The 17,500-nt window shown below is 65.2% G+C and carries 20 protein-coding genes; 5 read left to right on the plus strand and 15 right to left on the minus strand.

What is annotated here, in order from left to right; all coding sequences use genetic code 11:
• Positions 1–116 precede the first annotated feature (116 nt).
• Entirely contained in the window at positions 117–1,430 is a 1,314-nt protein-coding gene (locus KH389_RS01075) for an ATP-binding protein (RefSeq protein ID WP_043861621.1), read from the plus strand.
• Between the two features lie 12 nt (positions 1,431–1,442).
• Here KH389_RS01075 and rimK read toward each other — a convergent pair whose 3' ends face one another.
• Positions 1,443–2,348 carry a 30S ribosomal protein S6--L-glutamate ligase gene (gene rimK, locus KH389_RS01080; protein WP_043861622.1) on the minus strand — a complete coding sequence of 302 codons (906 nt, stop codon included), beginning with the start codon at positions 2,346–2,348 and terminating at the stop codon, positions 1,443–1,445.
• Complete coding sequence (gene rimB, locus KH389_RS01085) at positions 2,345–2,827, minus strand: retropepsin-like aspartic endopeptidase RimB (protein WP_054915912.1); 483 nt, start codon at positions 2,825–2,827, stop codon at positions 2,345–2,347. Before rimB ends, rimK begins: the two co-directional genes overlap by 4 nt.
• A gap of 109 nt (positions 2,828–2,936) precedes the next feature.
• On the opposite strand from rimB, the gene KH389_RS01090 reads away from it, so the two are divergent.
• On the plus strand, positions 2,937–3,338 hold the full coding sequence (locus KH389_RS01090; RefSeq protein ID WP_043861624.1) for an RNA-binding S4 domain-containing protein: 402 nt from the start codon (positions 2,937–2,939) through the stop codon (positions 3,336–3,338).
• On the opposite strand, the gene KH389_RS01095 is transcribed toward KH389_RS01090, so the two are convergent.
• Entirely contained in the window at positions 3,335–4,138 is an 804-nt protein-coding gene (locus KH389_RS01095; protein WP_058541684.1) for a phosphatase PAP2 family protein, read from the minus strand. The genes KH389_RS01090 and KH389_RS01095 overlap by 4 nt on opposite strands.
• Before the next feature lie 105 nt (positions 4,139–4,243).
• Between KH389_RS01095 and hslO the strand changes: the two genes are divergently transcribed.
• Together hslO and KH389_RS01105 are read left to right on the plus strand one after the other, a co-directional pair.
• On the plus strand, positions 4,244–5,146 hold the full coding sequence (gene hslO / locus KH389_RS01100) for an Hsp33 family molecular chaperone HslO (protein WP_043861626.1): 903 nt from the start codon (positions 4,244–4,246) through the stop codon (positions 5,144–5,146).
• Between the two features lie 179 nt (positions 5,147–5,325).
• A complete protein-coding gene (locus KH389_RS01105) occupies positions 5,326–6,867 on the plus strand; it encodes a phosphoenolpyruvate carboxykinase (protein ID WP_043861627.1) in 1,542 nt (513 codons plus the stop codon).
• Between the two features lie 63 nt (positions 6,868–6,930).
• Here KH389_RS01105 and KH389_RS01110 read toward each other — a convergent pair whose 3' ends face one another.
• Both KH389_RS01110 and KH389_RS01115 read right to left on the minus strand, forming a co-directional pair.
• On the minus strand, positions 6,931–7,218 hold the full coding sequence (locus KH389_RS01110; protein ID WP_058541716.1) for a helix-turn-helix domain-containing protein: 288 nt from the start codon (positions 7,216–7,218) through the stop codon (positions 6,931–6,933).
• A complete protein-coding gene (locus KH389_RS01115; RefSeq protein ID WP_043861628.1) occupies positions 7,218–7,532 on the minus strand; it encodes a hypothetical protein in 315 nt (104 codons plus the stop codon). The genes KH389_RS01110 and KH389_RS01115 overlap by 1 nt, the downstream gene beginning before the upstream one ends.
• A 179-nt stretch (positions 7,533–7,711) precedes the next feature.
• Here KH389_RS01115 and KH389_RS01120 point away from each other — a divergent pair, with 179 nt between their 5' ends.
• Positions 7,712–8,140 carry an acyl-CoA thioesterase gene (locus KH389_RS01120; protein ID WP_213606703.1) on the plus strand — a complete coding sequence of 143 codons (429 nt, stop codon included), beginning with the start codon at positions 7,712–7,714 and terminating at the stop codon, positions 8,138–8,140.
• Between the two features lie 12 nt (positions 8,141–8,152).
• Here KH389_RS01120 and KH389_RS01125 read toward each other — a convergent pair whose 3' ends face one another.
• From KH389_RS01125 to KH389_RS01170, 10 genes are all read right to left on the minus strand, one after another.
• Positions 8,153–8,809, minus strand: coding sequence for a response regulator (locus KH389_RS01125; protein WP_213606705.1), 657 nt, complete (start codon positions 8,807–8,809; stop codon positions 8,153–8,155).
• 39 nt (positions 8,810–8,848) lie between these two features.
• Positions 8,849–9,916, minus strand: a complete 1,068-nt coding sequence (locus tag KH389_RS01130; RefSeq protein WP_213606707.1) for a protein-glutamate methylesterase/protein-glutamine glutaminase — start codon at positions 9,914–9,916, stop codon at positions 8,849–8,851.
• On the minus strand, positions 9,913–10,725 hold the full coding sequence (locus KH389_RS01135) for a CheR family methyltransferase (protein ID WP_043861632.1): 813 nt from the start codon (positions 10,723–10,725) through the stop codon (positions 9,913–9,915). Before KH389_RS01135 ends, KH389_RS01130 begins: the two co-directional genes overlap by 4 nt.
• The gene (locus KH389_RS01140) at positions 10,726–11,238 is read right to left on the minus strand and encodes a chemotaxis protein CheW (RefSeq protein WP_043861633.1); all 513 of its coding nucleotides are present in this window, start codon (positions 11,236–11,238) and stop codon (positions 10,726–10,728) included.
• A gap of 13 nt (positions 11,239–11,251) precedes the next feature.
• Entirely contained in the window at positions 11,252–12,874 is a 1,623-nt protein-coding gene (locus KH389_RS01145; RefSeq protein WP_043861634.1) for a methyl-accepting chemotaxis protein, read from the minus strand.
• 2 nt (positions 12,875–12,876) lie between these two features.
• On the minus strand, positions 12,877–14,895 hold the full coding sequence (locus KH389_RS01150; protein WP_043861635.1) for a chemotaxis protein CheA: 2,019 nt from the start codon (positions 14,893–14,895) through the stop codon (positions 12,877–12,879).
• Positions 14,896–14,897: 2 nt separating this feature from the next.
• Positions 14,898–15,224, minus strand: a complete 327-nt coding sequence (locus tag KH389_RS01155; RefSeq protein WP_196932889.1) for an STAS domain-containing protein — start codon at positions 15,222–15,224, stop codon at positions 14,898–14,900.
• Positions 15,225–15,229: 5 nt separating this feature from the next.
• On the minus strand, positions 15,230–15,595 hold the full coding sequence (locus KH389_RS01160) for a response regulator (RefSeq protein WP_043861637.1): 366 nt from the start codon (positions 15,593–15,595) through the stop codon (positions 15,230–15,232).
• 17 nt (positions 15,596–15,612) lie between these two features.
• Complete coding sequence (locus tag KH389_RS01165; protein WP_196932888.1) at positions 15,613–16,689, minus strand: methyl-accepting chemotaxis protein; 1,077 nt, start codon at positions 16,687–16,689, stop codon at positions 15,613–15,615.
• Between the two features lie 325 nt (positions 16,690–17,014).
• On the minus strand, positions 17,015–17,494 hold the full coding sequence (locus KH389_RS01170) for a glycine zipper domain-containing protein (protein WP_043861639.1): 480 nt from the start codon (positions 17,492–17,494) through the stop codon (positions 17,015–17,017).
• Between the last annotated feature and the right edge of the window lie 6 nt (positions 17,495–17,500).

The following is a 17,500-nucleotide window of genomic DNA, read 5'->3' on the forward strand; positions in this document are numbered from 1 at the left end:
ACAGGAGCAGGTCAGCATAGGCAGGGCGCCCCTCGGGTTGCCCTGTTTTTGCCTGTGCCGAAATCCGCAACGCCTGCGAGCCGCGCTCGCTCCTGCCAACCGTGTAGCCGTCGCCCATGAAAACGCCATTGTGGTTCCCCCAAAGCTTCTTCGCCCGCACGCTGTGGCTGGTGCTGGCCGTGGTGCTGTTCTCCAAGGCACTGACGCTGGTGTACCTGCTGATGAACGAGGACGTGCTGGTGGACCGCCAGTACAGCCACGGCGTCGCACTGACGCTGCGCGCCTACTGGGCGGCCGATGAGGAAAACCGCGAGAAGATTGCCGAAGCCGCCGGCTTGAAGCGGGTGGTCGGCACCGGTGTGCCCGAGGGTGAGCAGCACTGGCCCTACAGCGAGATCTACCAGCGCCAGATGCAGGCCGAACTGGGCGAGGACACCGAGGTGCGCCTGCGCATCCATGCGCCGCCGGCGCTGTGGGTACAGGCCCCGAGCCTGGGCGATGGCTGGCTGAAGGTGCCGCTGTACCCGCACCCGTTGCGCGGCCAGAAGATCTGGAACGTGCTGGGCTGGTTCCTGGCCATCGGCCTGTTGTCCACGGCTTCGGCCTGGATCTTCGTGCGCCAGCTCAACCAGCCGCTCAAGCGCCTGGTGTTCGCCGCCCGGCAACTGGGCCAGGGGCGCAGCGTGCGCCTGCCGATCAGCGACACGCCCAGCGAGATGACCGAGGTCTACCGGGCCTTCAACCAGATGGCAGAGGATGTCGAGCAGGCGGGGCGCGAGCGTGAGCTGATGCTGGCCGGGGTGTCCCATGACCTGCGCACGCCGCTGACGCGCCTGCGCCTGTCGCTGTCGCTGCTGGCCAACGAAAGCGACCTGACCGATGACATGGTGCGCGACATCGAGGACATGGACGCGATTCTCGACCAGTTCCTGGCGTTCATCCGCGATGGCCGCGACGAGCCGGTCGAGGAGGTGGACCTCAGCGACCTGGTACGCGAGGTGGTCGCGCCGTTCAACCAGCCCGAAGAGCAGGTGCGGCTGTGCCTGGAGCCGATCCCGCCGTTTCCGCTGCGCCGGGTATCGATCAAGCGCCTGCTCAACAACCTGATCGGCAATGCGCTGCATCACGCCGGGCAGGGCGTGGAAGTGGCGGCCTATGTCTCGGGTGACACCAGCGCGCCCTACGTGGTGCTGAGCGTGCTCGACCGCGGCGCCGGCATCGATCCGGGTGAGCTGGAGGCGATCTTCAATCCGTTCATTCGCGGTGATCGCGCCCGCAGCGGCAAGGGCACCGGCCTGGGCCTGGCTATCGTCAAGCGCATCGCCGCCCAGCACGGCGGCAATGTGGAGCTGCGCAACCGTTCCGGTGGCGGCATCGAGGCGCGGGTACGCTTGCCCCTGGGCCTGCTGCTGCCACGCGACGCGGTCTAGGGACGCAAGGGCTCAGCCCTTGCCCTTGGTGCGGGTCAGGTTCGGCCCGCCGTTCTTCTCCAGGTGTTCGATGATCATCCCGGCCACGTCCTTGCCGGTGGTGACCTCGATGCCTTCCAGGCCCGGCGAGGAGTTGACCTCCATCACCAGCGGGCCGTGATTGGAGCGCAGGATATCCACGCCGGCCACGCTCAGGCCCATGACCTTGGCAGCGCGGATGGCGGTCATGCGCTCTTCCGGGGTGACCTTGATCAGGCTGGCGGTGCCGCCCCGGTGCAGGTTGGAGCGGAACTCGCCGGGCTTGGCCTGGCGCTTCATCGAGGCGATCACCTTGTCGCCCACCACAAAGCAGCGAATGTCGGCGCCACCGGCCTCCTTGATGTACTCCTGCACCATGATGTTCTGCTTCAGGCCCATGAAGGCCTCGATCACCGACTCGGCTGCCTTGGTGGTTTCGCACAGCACCACGCCGATGCCCTGGGTGCCCTCGAGCACCTTGATCACCAGGGGGGCGCCGTTGACCATCTGGATCAGGTCGGGAATGTCGTCGGGCGAATGGGCAAAGCCGGTGACCGGCAGGCCGATGCCACGGCGCGACAGCAGTTGCAGCGAGCGCAGCTTGTCCCGCGAGCGGGCGATGGCCACCGATTCGTTGAGCGGGAACACGCCCATCATCTCGAACTGGCGCAGCACCGCGCAGCCATAGAACGTCACCGACGCGCCGATGCGCGGGATGACGGCGTCGAACCCTTCCAGCGGCTTGCCGCGATAGTGGATCTGCGGCTTGTGGCTGGCGATGTTCATGTAGGCGCGCAGGGTATCGATCACAACCATTTCATGGCCTCGTTGCGTACCGGCTTCGACCAGACGACGAGTGGAATACAGACGCGGGTTCCGCGACAGCACAGCGATCTTCATGCAACACCTGTGGAGGGGGTAATGGTGGCCGGAGAGGCCGGCTTGTCCTGTACGTATTTGAGGCCCGGGTTGACCACCAGCTGGCCGTGTACCAGGGCCTTGGAGCCGAGCAGCAGGCGATAGCGCATGGCCTTGCGGCAGGCCAGGGTGAACTCCACTTCCCACACCCGGTCGCCGAGCGCCAGGGGCGTGCGGATCACGTAGCGGGTCTGGGCATGGCCATTGGAGCTCTTGATGGTCTTCATCGTCACCAGCGGCGCTTCGCAGCGCCGGTGACGCAGTTGTACCACCGAACCCAGGTGCGCGTTGAAGCGGACCCAGGTTTCACCATCGCGTTCGAAGGTTTCCACTTCGGTGGCGTGCAGGCTGGAGGTGCTGGCGCCGGTATCGATCTTGGCGCGCAGGCCTGCCACGCCGAGGTCGGGCAAGGCCACCCACTCGCGCAGGCCGATCACGCTCAAATGGTCAAATGTCTTCAAGATGCACAACCTGGGTAAAAGTCGGTGAACTGTAAGCACGCCGCGTATTTTTTGCATCCGCCAGTTACGGTAGTACAGTTCCATGAAACAAATGAATCGGGGAAATGCCATGGCACAAAAGCCGGAAGAGGACGACAAGGTTCGCCTGGACAAATGGTTGTGGGCGGCGCGCTTCTACAAGACCCGCGCCCTGGCCAAGGCGGCGATCGAGAGCGGCAAGGTGCATTGTCGGGGCGAGCGTTGCAAGCCGGGCAAGGAGCCGCGGGTGGGTGACGAGTTCGTGCTGCGTACCGGTTTCGACGAACGTACCGTGGTAGTCACGGCGCTGTCGGTGGTGCGCCGCGGCGCACCCGAGGCACAGGCGCTGTACGAGGAGACCGCACAGAGCCTGGCACGCCGCGAGCAGGCCGCGGCGCTGCGCAAGGCCGGCGCCCTTGGGGTAAGCACCGACGGGCGGCCCACCAAGAAGCAGCGCCGCCAGCTACATCAGTTGCACGACAGCGCCGGTTAGCCCCGCGCGCCGATCACGCTCAGGCGGCCGAGCAGCGGCAGCCGTGCCAGCCAACCGAACAAGGGCGCGGTGGCACGCACCAGGCCGGCGCTGGTCCGGGCAGCAAACGGCGTATAGTAACTCCAGCCCAGCGCCAGGATGGCCATGCCCAGGCCGCCGATATAGTCGTCCTGGCCCCAGTGGGCACCCGCCACCAGGCGTGGCAGCATGAACAGCACCGCCAGTGCCCAGATCAGCACATGCTGCATCAGGCGGCGGCTGAACAGGCTCATGAACAGTGCCCACAGCAGCAGCACCGAGGCGTGGTCGCCGGGGAAGCTCTGGCTGGAACGGTCCTTGAGCTCCCAGCGCGCTTCGAGCGCCGGGTAGTAGTCGCTGAGCATGATGGCGTCACTGAACACCATCGACGGGCTATGGTGCTGCCAGCCCATCAGGCGTACCAGCTTGGAGAACAGGGCGCGGATCACCACCAGCACCAGCAGGGTCACCAGGAAGCCGAAAAACGCCCGGCGCACCTCGACGGCCTTGAATACCCAGTCGCCGCGAATCAGCAGCATCAGCATGATGAGCCCGACCACGATGTCGAACGGGCGCAGGCTGCCCAGGGTCCAGATGCTGCGCCACAGGGTGTTGTCGGCCAGTGGGCGATTGAGGGCGTGGAACAGCCATTCGTCGAGCGCCATGCAAAGGGCCTGGCCAACGGGCCATAACCAGAAACACAGTAGTGCAACGGGAATCAACGTAGCCAGACACAGGGGGCCCCAAGCCCACCTGGCTTGGAACAGGGGTGGATTGTCCATAAACTACCTCTTTTACAGCGCTATCGTTCGCACCATTCTGGTGCTCTAAACGGGGCTTTATAGGCCCTTGAAATTATTTTGTCATCTTTCAGAAAGCCAGAAACCATGTCCGATTTGCCAGATACCGACTTCACCCAACGCTTCATCTTCGACGAGCGCGACGTACGCGGCGAACTGGTTTCGCTCGAGCGCAGCTACGCCGAAGTCCTGGCCAAGCACCCCTACCCGCAGCCGGTGGCGCAACTGCTCGGTGAGCTGATGGCCGCGGCGGCGCTGCTGGTGGGCGCGCTCAAGTTCGACGGCCTGCTGATCCTGCAGGCACGCTCCGAAGGGCCGATCCCGCTGCTGATGATCGAGTGCTCCAGCGAGCGCGACATCCGTGGCCTGGCGCGCTATCACGCCGAGCAGATCGCCCCCGATGCCACCCTGGGCGACCTGATGCCCGATGGCCAGCTGGCGCTGACCATCGACCCGGCGCAGGGCCAGCGCTACCAGGGCATTGTCGACCTGGATGGCGAGAACCTCTCGGAGTGCTTCACCAACTACTTCGTGATGTCCCAGCAGGTGGGCACGCGCTTCTGGCTCAACGCCGATGGCCAGCGCGCCCGCGGCCTGCTGCTGCAGCAGTTGCCGGCCGACCGCCAGAAGGACGAGGACGACCGCGAAGACAGCTGGAAGCACGTCACCGCCCTGGCCAACACGTTGAAGGCCGAAGAGCAACTGGGCCTGGACAACGAGACCGTGCTGCACCGTCTGTACCACGAGGATGCCGTGCGCCTGTTCGATATCCAGCCGCTGCAGTTCCGCTGCAGCTGCTCGCGTGAGCGCTCGGGCAACGCTCTGGTCAGCCTCGGCCAGGACGATGCCCTGGCCCTGGCGGCCGAGCATGGCGGGGCGATCGAAATCGACTGCCAGTTCTGCAACCAGCGCTACCTGTTCGATGAAACCGAAATCGCACAATTGTTCGCCGGCGGGGGTGTTGACGCACCGTCAGATACTCGTCACTAAAACGTTTAAGCTCAGGTAAATCTCCTGTCGAACGCCGGAAACACGCCGTTCTGACAGGAGGGCCCTACTTTTTTTGGGCGTTTCTGGCATAATCCCGCCACTTTTTTCGCTGTAGTAGTTTTAAAAGCTCTACTACAAAACGTTCGGAGCACTCGGCCGCAGGCCGGATGGGGAATCTCATGACGCAAGCCAACAACACCGTGTACACCGACCTGAGCGTCGATGAACTGGTAAAAGAAGCGCTGAACCGCGGTGAAGGCGAGCTGGCCGATACGGGCGCGCTGGTCGTGAAAACTGGTCACCGCACCGGTCGTTCGCCGGTCGACCGTTTCATCGTCGACGAGCCGTCCACCTCGTCTGCCATCGCCTGGGGCCCGATCAACCGCAAGTTCCCGGCCGACAAGTTCGATGCCCTGTGGGACCGCGTCGAGGCGTTCAACAACGCCCAGGATCATTTCGTTTCCCACGTGCACGTAGGTGCGGCCGCCGAGCACTACCTGCCGGTACGCATGACCACCCAGACTGCCTGGCAGAACCTGTTCGGCCGTTGCCTGTTCATCAACCCGGCGCAGTACAACCCGGCCGGTCGTGATGAGTGGCAAGTGCTCAATGTCGCCAACTTCGAATGCGTGCCCGAGCGTGACGGCACCAACTCCGACGGTTGCGTGATCCTCAACTTCGCCCAGAAGAAGGTACTGATCGCTGGCATGCGTTACGCCGGCGAGATGAAGAAAGCCATGTTCTCGGTGCAGAACTTCCTGCTGCCGGCTGCCGACGTGCTGCCGATGCACTGCGCCGCCAACATCGGCGAAGCAGGCGACGTGACCCTGTTCTTCGGCCTGTCGGGCACCGGCAAGACCACCCTGTCGGCCGACGAAAGCCGTTACCTGATCGGTGACGACGAGCACGGCTGGGGCGAGGGCGTGGTGTTCAACATCGAAGGCGGTTGCTATGCCAAGTGCATCGACCTGTCGGAGAAGAACGAGCCGGTCATCTGGAAAGCCATCAAGCATGGCGCCGTGCTGGAAAACGTCGTCATCGACGACGCCAAGCACGCTGACTACTCCGATGTCAGCCTGACCCAGAACAGCCGTGCGGCCTACCCGCTCGAGCACGTTGCCAAGCGTTCCGAGAAGAACCTGGGTGGCGAGCCCAACGCAGTGATCTTCCTGACCTGCGACCTGACCGGCGTACTGCCACCGGTATCGATCCTCAGCGAAGAGCAGGCGGCCTACCACTTCCTGTCCGGTTACACCGCGCTGGTGGGCTCCACCGAAATGGGTTCGGGCAGCGGCATCAAGTCGACCTTCTCCACCTGCTTCGGCGCGCCGTTCTTCCCGCGTCCGGCTGGCGAATACGCTGAACTGCTGATCAAGCGTATCCGTGGTTTCGGTTCCAAGGTGTACCTGGTCAACACCGGCTGGACCGGTGGTGGCTACGGTGTGGGCAAGCGCTTCAACATCCCGACCACCCGTGCGGTGATCGCGGCCATCCAGAGCGGCGCACTGGTCGGTGCTGAAACCGAGCACCTGGACATCATCAACCTGGACGTGCCGAAACTGGTACCGGGTGTTGAAACCGTACTGCTCAACCCGCGCAACACCTGGGCTGACAGCGCTGCCTACGACGAAGCGGCCAAGGGCCTGGCTTCGCTGTTCATCGAGAACTTCAAGAAGTTCGACGTTTCCGACGCCATCAAGGCAGCGGGTCCGCAACTGTAAGTTGCTGCTCGCCAGCTGAGAAAAAGCCGCCCGAATGGGCGGCTTTTTCGTTTGGGCTGTGATTCAGGCCAATGCGGCCAGAACATGTTCCGGGTCATTGTGAATCGCACGCAGCAGTGCCCGTGCTGGCCCTTCTGGAGCACGGCGTCCTTGCTCCCAATTGCGCAACGTACCCAGCGGTACATCGATACACTGCGCAAATCTTTCCTGGGTAAGCCCGGTTGCCTCGCGTATGGCCCTGACCCGCATGGCGTCTACCTGGAACTCGCGTGAAGGTTTGCGCTCCCCACGATCGATTTCAGCCATCTCGGTCATGCTGTCAACGAGACGACCGAAAAGATTCCTGTCCATCATTTCCACCCTTGGTTGAGGCTTCGAAGTACGGCTTTCTGTTTTTTAGTCAATGTGTCGTGGATGCCTTTGCGGTAGATAAGCAGCAAACGGATCTGGCTGGCTGACACGGCGTAGTAATAGATCACTCGAACCCCGCCGCTTTTTCCTTTGCCTTTTGCTGCCCATCGAATTTTTCGCAGCCCGCCGGTATCTTCGATCAGGTCACCTGCTTCAGGGTGCTCGGCAAGATACACCTGAAGCGACAGGTACTCGTGATCATCGAGATGGCTTGAAACGTCGCTGGTAAATACGCTTGTTTCGATGAAGAGCATGCCAACCTTTGTACGCCATTGGCGTAGTTAGAGTCTATGCCTTGCGCAGTAGCGGCGCAACCGCATGGATGTTTCGAGTAGGCGCCCATGCTATTCAGCCCTGCTACGGTTTACTGTCACCGTGCTTCTGAATTCGTTGTGGGATGCTTCCCGCCCCCTTCACTGCATACAGGTCATTCATGTCTGCCACACCCGAACGCCACCACTACCCCCACGTCCACCCTATGCCGACCCGCTGGCAGGACAACGACGTCAACGGCCACATCGCCAGCGCCACGGTCTACGCCTTCTTCGACAGCGCCGTGCAGGCCTACCTGATCGAGCATGCCGGGCTCGACCCGCAGGACGGCGAGGTGGTGGGGTTCGTGGTCAGTTCGGGGTGCGACTTCTTCGCCTCGGCCGCCTTCCCCGAATGCCTGGAAGTCGGCCTGCGCGCGGTGCGGGTGGCCGGCAGTTCGGTGGAGTACCAACTGGCCCTGTTCAAGGTCGGTGAAGCCCAGCCCTGCGCCGCCGGGCGCATGGTGCAGGTGTTCGTCGAGCGTGCCACCGGCCAGCCCGCCAACTTGCCGACGGCCCTGCAAGGCGCCCTGGTAGCCCTGCAAGGCTGAAACCCGGCGCGGTCAGTCGTTGATGCGGATGATGCCTTCGCGCACCGCAAACAGCACCAGGCCCGGTATGTCGTGTATCTGCAGGCGGTGCATGATCTGCGAGCGGTGCGCCTCCACCGTCTTCACGCTCAGGCCCAGGCCATCGGCAATCGAGCGGGTCGACTCGCCTCGTGCAATCAGGCGCAGGATCTCCAGCTGGCGGGTGGTCAGTTGCATGGTGCTGCTGCCGGCATGGCGCTTGCGGCTGTGCTTGACCGCCTGCCCGATCACCAGCGGCAACACCGCCGACGACAGGTACTGGCCGCCGTTCTTCAACGCCTGCAACGCCAGCTCCAGTTCCAGCACGGTGGCAGTCTTGAGCAGAAAGCCGTGGGCACCCTGCTGCAGGCACTTCATCACGAACTCCAGCTCCGAGCGCGCCGACAGCATCAGCACCATGCTTGCCGGCACGCGCAGGCACAGCTCGCGCAGGACCTCTTCGCTCTCCAGCGCATCCAGCGCCATGTCCAGCATGATGATGTCGGGCTTGAGCTGTTCGGCGAGCTCGACGGCGCTCACGCCGTCACCGGTTTCACCCACCACTGCGTAATCTTGTTTTTGTTCGAGCAGCGCGCGCAGCCCCGCTCTGAACAGGGGCGACTCGTCTGCAAGGAGTATTCGGCAAAGCATAGGTAGGCCTGTGTCGCAAGGTAAGGGGCGGTGTATGGCTCAGCTGGCACGTGGGTTGTCGCTGAACTGGGCGATCAGCGCCGGCAACCGTGTCAGCGGTTCCACCGCCTGGGCCGCACCCAGCCGTATGGCTTCCTTGGGCATGCCGAACACGATGCAACTGGCCTCGTCCTGTGCCACGGTGGCGGCGCCTTGCTCACGCATGCTCAGCAGGCCTCGGGCACCGTCATCGCCCATCCCGGTCATGATGATGCCAAGGGCATTGCCCCCGGCATGCCGGGCGGCGGAGCGAAACAGGACATCGACCGAGGGTTTGTGCCGATTGACGGCGGGACCGTCGAGCACCTCCACCAGGTAGTGCGCACCACTGCGTTTGAGCTGCATGTGCAGGCCCCCCGGGGCCAGCAGTGCCAGGCCGCTGTGGACACGGTCCAGATGCCTGGCCTCGCGCACCTCGATCTGACAGAGGCTGTTCAGGCGCCTGGCGAAGTCGGCAGTGAACCTGGCCGGCATGTGCTGCACGATCACGATGCCCGGGCAATCGCGCGGCAGCTGACGCAGGATGAATTCCAGCGCCTGGGTGCCGCCGGTCGAGCAGCCAAGTGTAACGATTCGCTCGGTGGTTTTGCTTGGGGTTGCAGGCAGTGCACTGGTTTTTTCTTTCGCCTGCGACAGAGGTAACAATACCGGGCGGGTGCGGGCCGCTTCCTCGATGCTGCGGATCAGCCCGCTGGCGAGGTTCTCCAGGCTCTGGCGCAGGCCCAGCCGGGCCTTGGTGAACACGCCGACCGCCCCGGCGGCCAGGGCCTGAAGGTTGAGGTCGGTGCCGGCTTCGGTGAGGGTCGAGCAGATGATCGTCGGCGTGGGGCGCTCGGCCATGATCTGGCGCAGAAAGGTCAGGCCGTCCATGCGCGGCATCTCGATGTCCAGCACCAGCACATCGGGCCAGTCCCGGCGCATCTTCTCGATGGCATACAGCGGGTCGGCGGCCATGCCGATCACGCGGATGCGCGGGTGGTCGTTCAGGCACTGGTTGAGCACCTGGCGCACCAGCGCCGAGTCGTCGACGATGAACACCCGCACCGGCGCCGTCGCACGCTCGGTCATACGCGCTCGAACACCGAGGGGTGCACCAGCCTGAGCGGCAGCTCGAAGCCGTGGATGCTTTCGGCGTGCCCGATGAACAGCAGCCCGCCGGGGCGCAGCTGGTTGACCAGGCGCTGCACGATCAGCTGTTTCTGCGGGGTGTCGAAGTAGATCAGGATGTTGCGCAGGAATATCACGTCGAAGGGCCCCAGGCCCTCGGGCAGCGGCTGCACCAGGTTGATCTCGCGCAGGCTCACCCGCGCTCGCAGGTGCGCCTGCACGCGCAGGCGCCCGTGCATGTCGCCAACCCCGCACAGGCAGTGGCGCTGCATCCAGCCATCGGGAAAGTAGCGCGCCTGGGCGATGTCGTAGATGCCTTGCTCGGCCAGCGTCAGCATGCTCTGGCTGAGGTCGCTGGCCAGGATCGACCAGTCGCTGCCGGTGGCGTGCTCGGCCACGGTCATGGCCAGGCTGTAGGGCTCCTCGCCCGACGAGCAGGCCGCGCTCCACAGCCGCAGCGGCCCCTTGCGCCGGCCCAGCCACTGGCCAAGGAATTCGAAGTGCGGGAACTCGCGAAAGAAGTAGGTCTCGTTGGTGGTCAGCAGGTCGATCACCAGGCGCCGCTCGCGGCTGTGGGTCGGGCGCTCGATCAGGTGCAGGTAGTCGCGGTAGTTGTCCAGGTGGTAGTGACGCAGGCGTTTCATCAGGCGCCCGGCCACCAGCGAGCGCTTGTTGCTGGCCAGGTGGATGCCCGAGGCGCTGCTCATCAGCGTCTGCAGGCGGCTGAACTCCTGTTCGCCCAGCACCGGCAGTTTGAAGGTCGAGGGCATTCAGGAGCCCTTCGCCGCCTGGCTGAGGTAGCGGATATCTTCCAGCGACAGCACCTGGGGCATGTTCAGGATGATCAAAAAGCCCTGCTCCTGCTGGGCCATGCCGGCAATGAAGTCGGCACGGATGCCGGTGCCGAACGGCGGCGCCGGCACCACCCCGTGCGGGTCGATGTCGAGTACCGCGTCCACCGCATCCACCACCAGGCCGATGCGCTGCACGCCGTCCTCGAGGGGCAGGGCGATGATCACGATGCAGGTGCGCTTGCCGGCCTCGGTCAGTTCCATGCCGAAGCGTGCTGCCAGGTCCAGTACCGGCACCACGTTGCCGCGCAGGTTGAGCACGCCGTGAATGTAGGCGGGCATCATCGGCACGCGGGTGATCTCGGCGTACTCGATGATCTCGCGCACCAGTTCGATGGGCAGTGCATAGCCGGCCTCACGCACGCGAAAGGTCAGGTGCTGGACACTGGTGGGCAGGTGCGGCGCGGGCGCCGCAGACTCTAGGGTGTGCATGGGTACGCCTCGGTCAAGTGAAGCTGACGAACTGGCCTTCATCGATCAGCGCCTTGTGGGTGGGCTTGTAGGCGCCGACTTGCGGTTCGCCCACCCGGGGCAGGGCACGCGCAGTGCTGCCGGCCTCGAAGCGGAAGAAGCCGATCAGCTCCTGCAACTGGCCGGCCTGGGCGTTCATCTCTTCGGCGGTGGCGGCCAGCTCTTCGGAAGCCGAGGCGTTCTGCTGGGTGATCTGGTTCATCTGGCCCATGGCGATGTTGATCTGCCCGGCGGCGCTGCTCTGCTCCTGCGAGGCGGCGGTGATTTCCTGCACCAGGTCCGAGGTCTTCTGGATGTTGGGCACGATCTCGCTGAGCAGGCTGCCGGCCTGTTCGGCCAGTTGCACGCTGCTGGAGGCCACCTGGCCGATTTCCTGCGCCGCCACCTGGCTGCGTTCGGCCAGCTTGCGCACCTCGGCGGCCACCACGGCAAAGCCCTTGCCGTGATCGCCGGCACGGGCGGCCTCGATGGCGGCGTTGAGCGCCAGCAAGTTGGTCTGGTAGGCAATGTCGTCGATGATGCCGATCTTCTCGGCGATCTGCTTCATCGCCAGCACCGTGTCGCCCACTGCGCCGCCGCCCTGCACCGCGTCGTTGGCCGCCTTGCCGGCGATGCCGTCGGTGACCTTGGCGCTTTCGGTGTTCTGCGCGATCGAGGCCGACATCTGCTCGACCGAAGCGCTGGTCTGCTCGACGCTGGCGGCTTGCTCGTTGGCCGCCTGGCTCAGCGATTGCGAGGTCGAACTGACCTGTTCGGAGGCCGACGACAGCGCATCGGCGGCGCTGCGCACATCGCCCAGGATGCTGCGCAGGCGCAGGGTCATGTTCTGCATCGAGCCCAGCAACTGCCCGGTCTCGTCCTTGTGGGTCACTACCAGGTCCTGGCTCAGATCGCCGGCGGCCATGCGGTCGGCGGCCTGCACTGCGCCTGCCAGCGGCCGGGTGATGCTGCGGGTGACCAGCACGCCGATCAGCATGCCGATCAGGGTTGCGGCGGCGACCAGGGCGATCATCTGCACCCGCGAGCGTTCGTAGATGACGCTGATCTCGGCGTTCGCCTCGCCGGCGCGCGCCTGCTTGGCAGCGCTGGCCTCACCCAGCAACTGGTCGACCACGTTGGCCGCCGCGACGTTCTGCGGCATCAGCGCCAGCGCTTCGGAAGCAATCTGCAGGTCGCCCGACTGCTGGTGCACCCCCAGCAACTGGTTGGCCACGCTGATGTAGGCCTGCAGCGGCGCGTCGATTCTTTCCACCTGGGCGCGGCCTTCCTTGGTGATGAAGTGCTCGCGCGCCTTGATCAGCAGTTCGCGGGTCTTTTCCATCGCCGCACGGGCGGTGGCGGCCGACTGGTCGCGCTCCTGGGCGGTGGTGGAGAGCAGGCTCTGGCGCACGGCGCGGTTGGCCATCAGCAGCTGGATGTTGGCTTGCTGCAAGGTGCTCAGGCCGGCCACGTCCAGCTCGTACATGCGGTCCGACAGGCCGTTGACCTGCTCCAGGTTGCGCAGGCCGATGACTCCGATGAGCGCGGTCAGCGCCACCACCAGCAGAAAGCCCAGGGTCAGGCGCACGCCTATCTTCATATTGCTGATCAATTGCATGTCTATTCTCCGGAAGGGCTTGGCAACAGGTGCGGCGTCTCGCCTTCGGCGCGTTGCTGCGACTGGCGGAACAGGCTGGGGATATCGAGTATCAGCGCCACCTGGCCAGAGCCGAGGATGGTCGAGCCGCTGATGCCACTGAGGTGTTGGAACAGTTGCCCCAAGGGCTTGATCACGGTCTGCAGTTCGCCGTGCAATTGGTCGACGATCAGCCCGGCATGCTGCCGGCCCTGGCTGACCACCACGATGTTGCGGCGCACGCAGGCGCTGCGCGGCAGGCCGAAATGCGGTTGCAGGTCGATGCACGGCAGCGGCCGCCCGCGCAGGTTCAGGTGGCCCTGCTCGGCCTGGTTGGCGGGGGCCTCCATGCATTCGGTGACCATGTCCAGCGGGATCACGAAGTGCTCCTCGCCCACGCTCACCAGAAACCCGTCGATGATCGCCAGGGTCAGCGGCAGGCGGATGCGGAAGGTGCAGCCATGGCCGGCCCTGGAGTCGATCTCGATGACCCCGCGCAACTGGTCGATGGCGCTGCGCACCACGTCCATGCCCACCCCGCGTCCGGACAGGTTGGACACCTGCTCGGCGGTGGAAAAACCCGCTTCGAAGATCAGCAGGTGGATGTCCTGTTCGCTCATCGGCGAATCGCTGTCGAGCATGCCGCGGGCGATGGCCTTCTCGCGGATCTTCGCGGTGTTCAGGCCGCGCCCGTCATCCTGGATCTCGAGCACGATCATGCCCGAGTCGTGGTAGGCGTTCAGGCGCAGCTGACCCTGCTCGGGCTTGCCGGCGGCGCGGCGCTCGGCAGGGGCCTCGATGCCGTGGTCGATGGCGTTGCGCACCAGGTGCACCAGCGGGTCGGCGATGCGGTCGATCAGGGTCTTGTCCAGCTCGGTGTCGCCGCCGCTGATGGTCAGCGCAATCTGCTTGTCCAGCGCCTGACTCACATCGCGCACCACGCGGTGGAAGCGGTTGAAGGTCTCGCCCACTTCGACCATGCGCAGTTTCAGCGCCCGCTCGCGGATCTGCTCCACATGCTGCTGCACCGCCTGCACGCTTTCGATGCAGGCGGCGTGGGCACTGCGCAGGGCCTGCATCTGGGCGCCGGCGGTGGCGATGACCAGCTCGCCGACCAGGTTGATCAGCTCGTCGAGCTTTTGCGCAGCCACCTTGACCTGGCTGCTGGAGGCAGTGCGCGGCTCGCCGGCGGGCATCGATGGCAAGGGTGTGGCGGTTGCAGGCGCCAACGTTTGCGCCGGTGCGCGGGGTTCGGCCGGCAAGGCGGTATCGGTCGGCTCCTGGGCCTGCAGGCGCAGGGTGCAGAAGTCCTGCACCAGGGCGAACACGTCTTCGAGCTGCTCGCGGCTGGCGTCGCTGTGCAGGCTCACTTCGAAGCCCAGGTAGCAGGCCTCCGGGTCGAGGCTGTCGAGCTCCGGCACGGCCCAGGTGAGGGTCTGCAGGCTGAGGATGTCGCCCAGCCGCGCCAGGTAGCGGATGAACGCCGCCGGGTCGAAGCCGTTGCTCAGCAGCTCGCTGGCAAAGCGGATCGACAGGTGCCAGGTACGCAAGCGGGGCGCACCGTGCGGGGCTGCCAGCGGGTTGTCCACAGACGCGGGCAGCTCGCCCTGATGTGCCTGCAATGCCGCCAGCAGGGCGGCCTGGCGTGGCGTGTGCGCTGGCATGCTGACCTGCTGCGGGTCGATGCTGTCGAGCATCACCCCCAGTTCGTCCATGCACTGCAGCATCAACGAGGTGAGCGGAGCGTCCAGCACCCGCGCACCGTCGCGTACCCCCATCAGCAGGTTTTCCAGCTGGTGCGCCAGCGCCACCAGTGGGTCGAGGGAGAAGATCCCCGCCGAGCCCTTGAGCGTGTGCACGGCGCGAAACAGCGCGTTGATCGCCGCGTCGTCATCGGGGCGGGTTTCCAGGCGCAGCAGGCTGTCTTCGGCTTCCTTGAGCAGGTCGCGGGCCTCTTCGAGAAAGCCCTGCAGCAGCTGGCTCCATTGCTCGGCGTCGAACATGCTCACTCCTCGCACGGCACGGGGCTACCGGCCGGGCACAATGCGGGCAGGCGCAGCAGCTCCAGCAACGCCCGGGCGTTGCCCGGCAGGGCGATCACCTCGGCCTCGTGGCCATTTGCGCAGAGGGTCTTGTGCAGGCTCAGCAGCAGTTGCACGCCGGCACTGTCGAGCTCGCCCAGGCCGCCCAGGTCCAGTTGCCAGGGCACTGGCTGAGCGGGCAACAGGGCCAGCAGCTGCTCGCGTGCGGCGCGCACCTCATAGATGGTCAGGTCGCCGTCCAGGCGTAGCCGTGCGGGGGTGTCGGCGGTGGCTGCGGCGAGTGTGAACATGCGCGTCAGCCAATCAGCTTTTCGACAGCCGCCAGCAACTGCTGGGGCTGGAACGGCTTGACGATCCAGGCCCGCGCTCCGGCGGCCTGGCCCTCGGCCTTCTTGGCCTGCTCGCTTTCGGTGGTGAGCATCATGATCGGGGTGAAGCGGTATTCGTTGCGCGCCTTGAGCGCCTTGACCAGGCCGATGCCGTCCAGGTTGGGCATGTTCACGTCGCTGATCACCAGGTTGATCTTCTGCCCGGTGAGCTTGTTAAGCGCGTCGCGCCCGTCACAGGCTTCGATCACCTGGTGGCCGGCGCTGGCCAGGCTGATTTTCACGAGTTGGCGCATCGAGGCGGAGTCGTCCACGATCAGGATGGTCTTGGCCATGTTCAGGGCTTCCGGAGTTAGAAAAAGGTCACGTCGCTGCTGGATGCCGACTGGCTGTGGCCAGCCCGTTCCTCGCTGGTGGTGAAGCGCTGGCGCAATTGCTGCAGCCAGCCTTGCGGGTCGTGCAGGCGCGGGTCGTCGTGGGCCAGGGCATCGAGCAGTTGCAGCAGGTCGGCCTGCAGGTGGTCGAGCATCTGGTCGGCGCGATCCTGGAACTGCAGGCTGACCATGATCGCGTGGATATCTGCCTGGGTGGCGCGGGCATCCTGTTGCAGCGCCCGCGAGGCGCCGTCGAGGGCGTCGAGGTTACCGCCCAGGTCGCTGATCACCTCGTCGAGCACCTGCTCCAGCTCGCGCAGATTGGCCTGCTCTTCGCTGCCCAGCGCGGTGGCGGCATCGATGCTGGACTGGATCGACTGGTTGATCTCGCCCACCTTGGCGTCCATCGACTGGCCGGTCTCGGCCGACAGGCTGGAGAGCTTGCGCACCTCGTCGGCGACCACCGAGAAGCCGCGGCCGAACTCGCCGGCGCGGGCAGCCTCAATGGCGGCATTGAGCGCCAGCAGGTTGGTCTGGCTGGCAACTTCCTGCACGCGCTTGGCCATCTGCTGGAGCTGGCCGGCGTAGCTGCCCAGATGATTGATGGTGGTCAGAAATTCATGCTGGCGCTGGCTGCTGGCGGCGAAGCTTTCAGTGACCCGGCGCAGACGCTGGTTGGCCTCGCGCAGGTTCTCGCCCACGCCGCCATTGGCCAGCACGTTGTCGGCGTCGTTGAGGCTGTGTTCCAGTCGCTGGTTGATGGCGCCGAAGCGTTCGAGCAACTGGCTGATGTTGTCGCCCAGCAGGGTTCGGCTCTGTTGGAGGCTGTCGATCCAGCTGGGCGTCACCACCGGCAGCAGGGTGTGCAGTGGCGGCTGTTCGAGCACGATGGGCGCGTCGCTGACCGCAGCCACCTGTGCCACGGGGCGCGGGCGCAGCAAGGTGCTGGCAAGCAGTACCAGCGACAGCCCGGCCAGGCCCAGGGGCAGCAGGTCGAGCAGCAGGCCGAAGGCGCCGAGGGCCGTGCCGATCCATATTCCCAGGTACATCCGCATTCCGTGCGCCCACTGCGTCGCTTAAGGTGGGGCGGATCATAGCGATTGCTATTTGACGTCAAAATCGGGACGCCCCTTAAGCCGACCCGTCAGTCACAAAACAGCCGACGCAAACAGGCCCCTGCCGATGTTGATCGGACAGTCAATATAAAAGGCTGGAAAGCTGGCCGAACAACAGGCTCGAAGGTTTTCGCGCAGGGGGCGGGGCGGGGAAAGGCTTAGGTGAATGGCTTAAGTCAATGGCGTGATGGCACATGGCTTGATTGCTACGTTTGCGGGTACAACTGCGGCGCTGCCGGCGCGGGGCCGGCAGCGTCGATGGAATTCAGCGGTGACGCCAGCGTTTGTCGTGCTTGCGATGGCCGTAGTGGTGGCCGCGATCGCGGTAGTGGCGGCGGTCATCGTAGCCGCGGCCGCGGTTGTTGTAGCGGCGGTCTTCGTCGTCGCTCTTGTTGCCCATGTAGTTGCCCAGTGCACCGCCCGCACCGCCGCCGGCTGCGGCGCCGATCAGGCTGCCGGTGTTGCCGCCCACGCTGCGGCCCACCACGTTGCCGCCGGCCGCACCCAGTGCGCCACCGATGGCCGCCTCGCCGCGGCTGCGCTTGTCGGCACCTACCGCGCTACCGGCTGCACCGCCCAGGCCGGCGCCGATGGCCGAACCGGTGCTGCCACCGATCGACTGGCCAACCACCGAACCCAATACCCCGCCCAATGCGCCGCCGATACCGGCTTCGGTGGAGCCACCTGCCGAGGCAACGCCACTGAGCAGGCCGAGAGACAACAGCAGAATCGAGGAGTACTTCATAAGGGA

The sequence above is a fragment of the Pseudomonas qingdaonensis genome, assembly GCF_018398475.1.
GTDB lineage: Bacteria > Pseudomonadota > Gammaproteobacteria > Pseudomonadales > Pseudomonadaceae > Aquipseudomonas > Aquipseudomonas palmensis.

Bases quoted from the DNA above. Each gene is read 5' to 3' on its own strand.
- KH389_RS01075 (WP_043861621.1), top strand. From the start codon at position 117: ATGAAAACGCCATTGTGGTTCCCCCAAAGCTTCTTCGCCCGCACGCTG.
- rimK (WP_043861622.1), bottom strand. From the start codon at position 2,348: ATGAAGATCGCTGTGCTGTCGCGGAACCCGCGTCTGTATTCCACTCGT.
- KH389_RS01090 (WP_043861624.1), top strand. From the start codon at position 2,937: ATGGCACAAAAGCCGGAAGAGGACGACAAGGTTCGCCTGGACAAATGG.
- KH389_RS01095 (WP_058541684.1), bottom strand. From the start codon at position 4,138: ATGGACAATCCACCCCTGTTCCAAGCCAGGTGGGCTTGGGGCCCCCTG.
- hslO (WP_043861626.1), top strand. From the start codon at position 4,244: ATGTCCGATTTGCCAGATACCGACTTCACCCAACGCTTCATCTTCGAC.
- KH389_RS01105 (WP_043861627.1), top strand. From the start codon at position 5,326: ATGACGCAAGCCAACAACACCGTGTACACCGACCTGAGCGTCGATGAA.
- KH389_RS01110 (WP_058541716.1), bottom strand. From the start codon at position 7,218: ATGGACAGGAATCTTTTCGGTCGTCTCGTTGACAGCATGACCGAGATG.
- KH389_RS01115 (WP_043861628.1), bottom strand. From the start codon at position 7,532: ATGCTCTTCATCGAAACAAGCGTATTTACCAGCGACGTTTCAAGCCAT.
- KH389_RS01120 (WP_213606703.1), top strand. From the start codon at position 7,712: ATGTCTGCCACACCCGAACGCCACCACTACCCCCACGTCCACCCTATG.
- KH389_RS01125 (WP_213606705.1), bottom strand. From the start codon at position 8,809: ATGCTTTGCCGAATACTCCTTGCAGACGAGTCGCCCCTGTTCAGAGCG.
- KH389_RS01130 (WP_213606707.1), bottom strand. From the start codon at position 9,916: ATGACCGAGCGTGCGACGGCGCCGGTGCGGGTGTTCATCGTCGACGAC.
- KH389_RS01135 (WP_043861632.1), bottom strand. From the start codon at position 10,725: ATGCCCTCGACCTTCAAACTGCCGGTGCTGGGCGAACAGGAGTTCAGC.
- KH389_RS01140 (WP_043861633.1), bottom strand. From the start codon at position 11,238: ATGCACACCCTAGAGTCTGCGGCGCCCGCGCCGCACCTGCCCACCAGT.
- KH389_RS01145 (WP_043861634.1), bottom strand. From the start codon at position 12,874: ATGCAATTGATCAGCAATATGAAGATAGGCGTGCGCCTGACCCTGGGC.
- KH389_RS01150 (WP_043861635.1), bottom strand. From the start codon at position 14,895: ATGTTCGACGCCGAGCAATGGAGCCAGCTGCTGCAGGGCTTTCTCGAA.
- KH389_RS01155 (WP_196932889.1), bottom strand. From the start codon at position 15,224: ATGTTCACACTCGCCGCAGCCACCGCCGACACCCCCGCACGGCTACGC.
- KH389_RS01160 (WP_043861637.1), bottom strand. From the start codon at position 15,595: ATGGCCAAGACCATCCTGATCGTGGACGACTCCGCCTCGATGCGCCAA.
- KH389_RS01165 (WP_196932888.1), bottom strand. From the start codon at position 16,689: ATGCGGATGTACCTGGGAATATGGATCGGCACGGCCCTCGGCGCCTTC.
- KH389_RS01170 (WP_043861639.1), bottom strand. From the start codon at position 17,494: ATGAAGTACTCCTCGATTCTGCTGTTGTCTCTCGGCCTGCTCAGTGGC.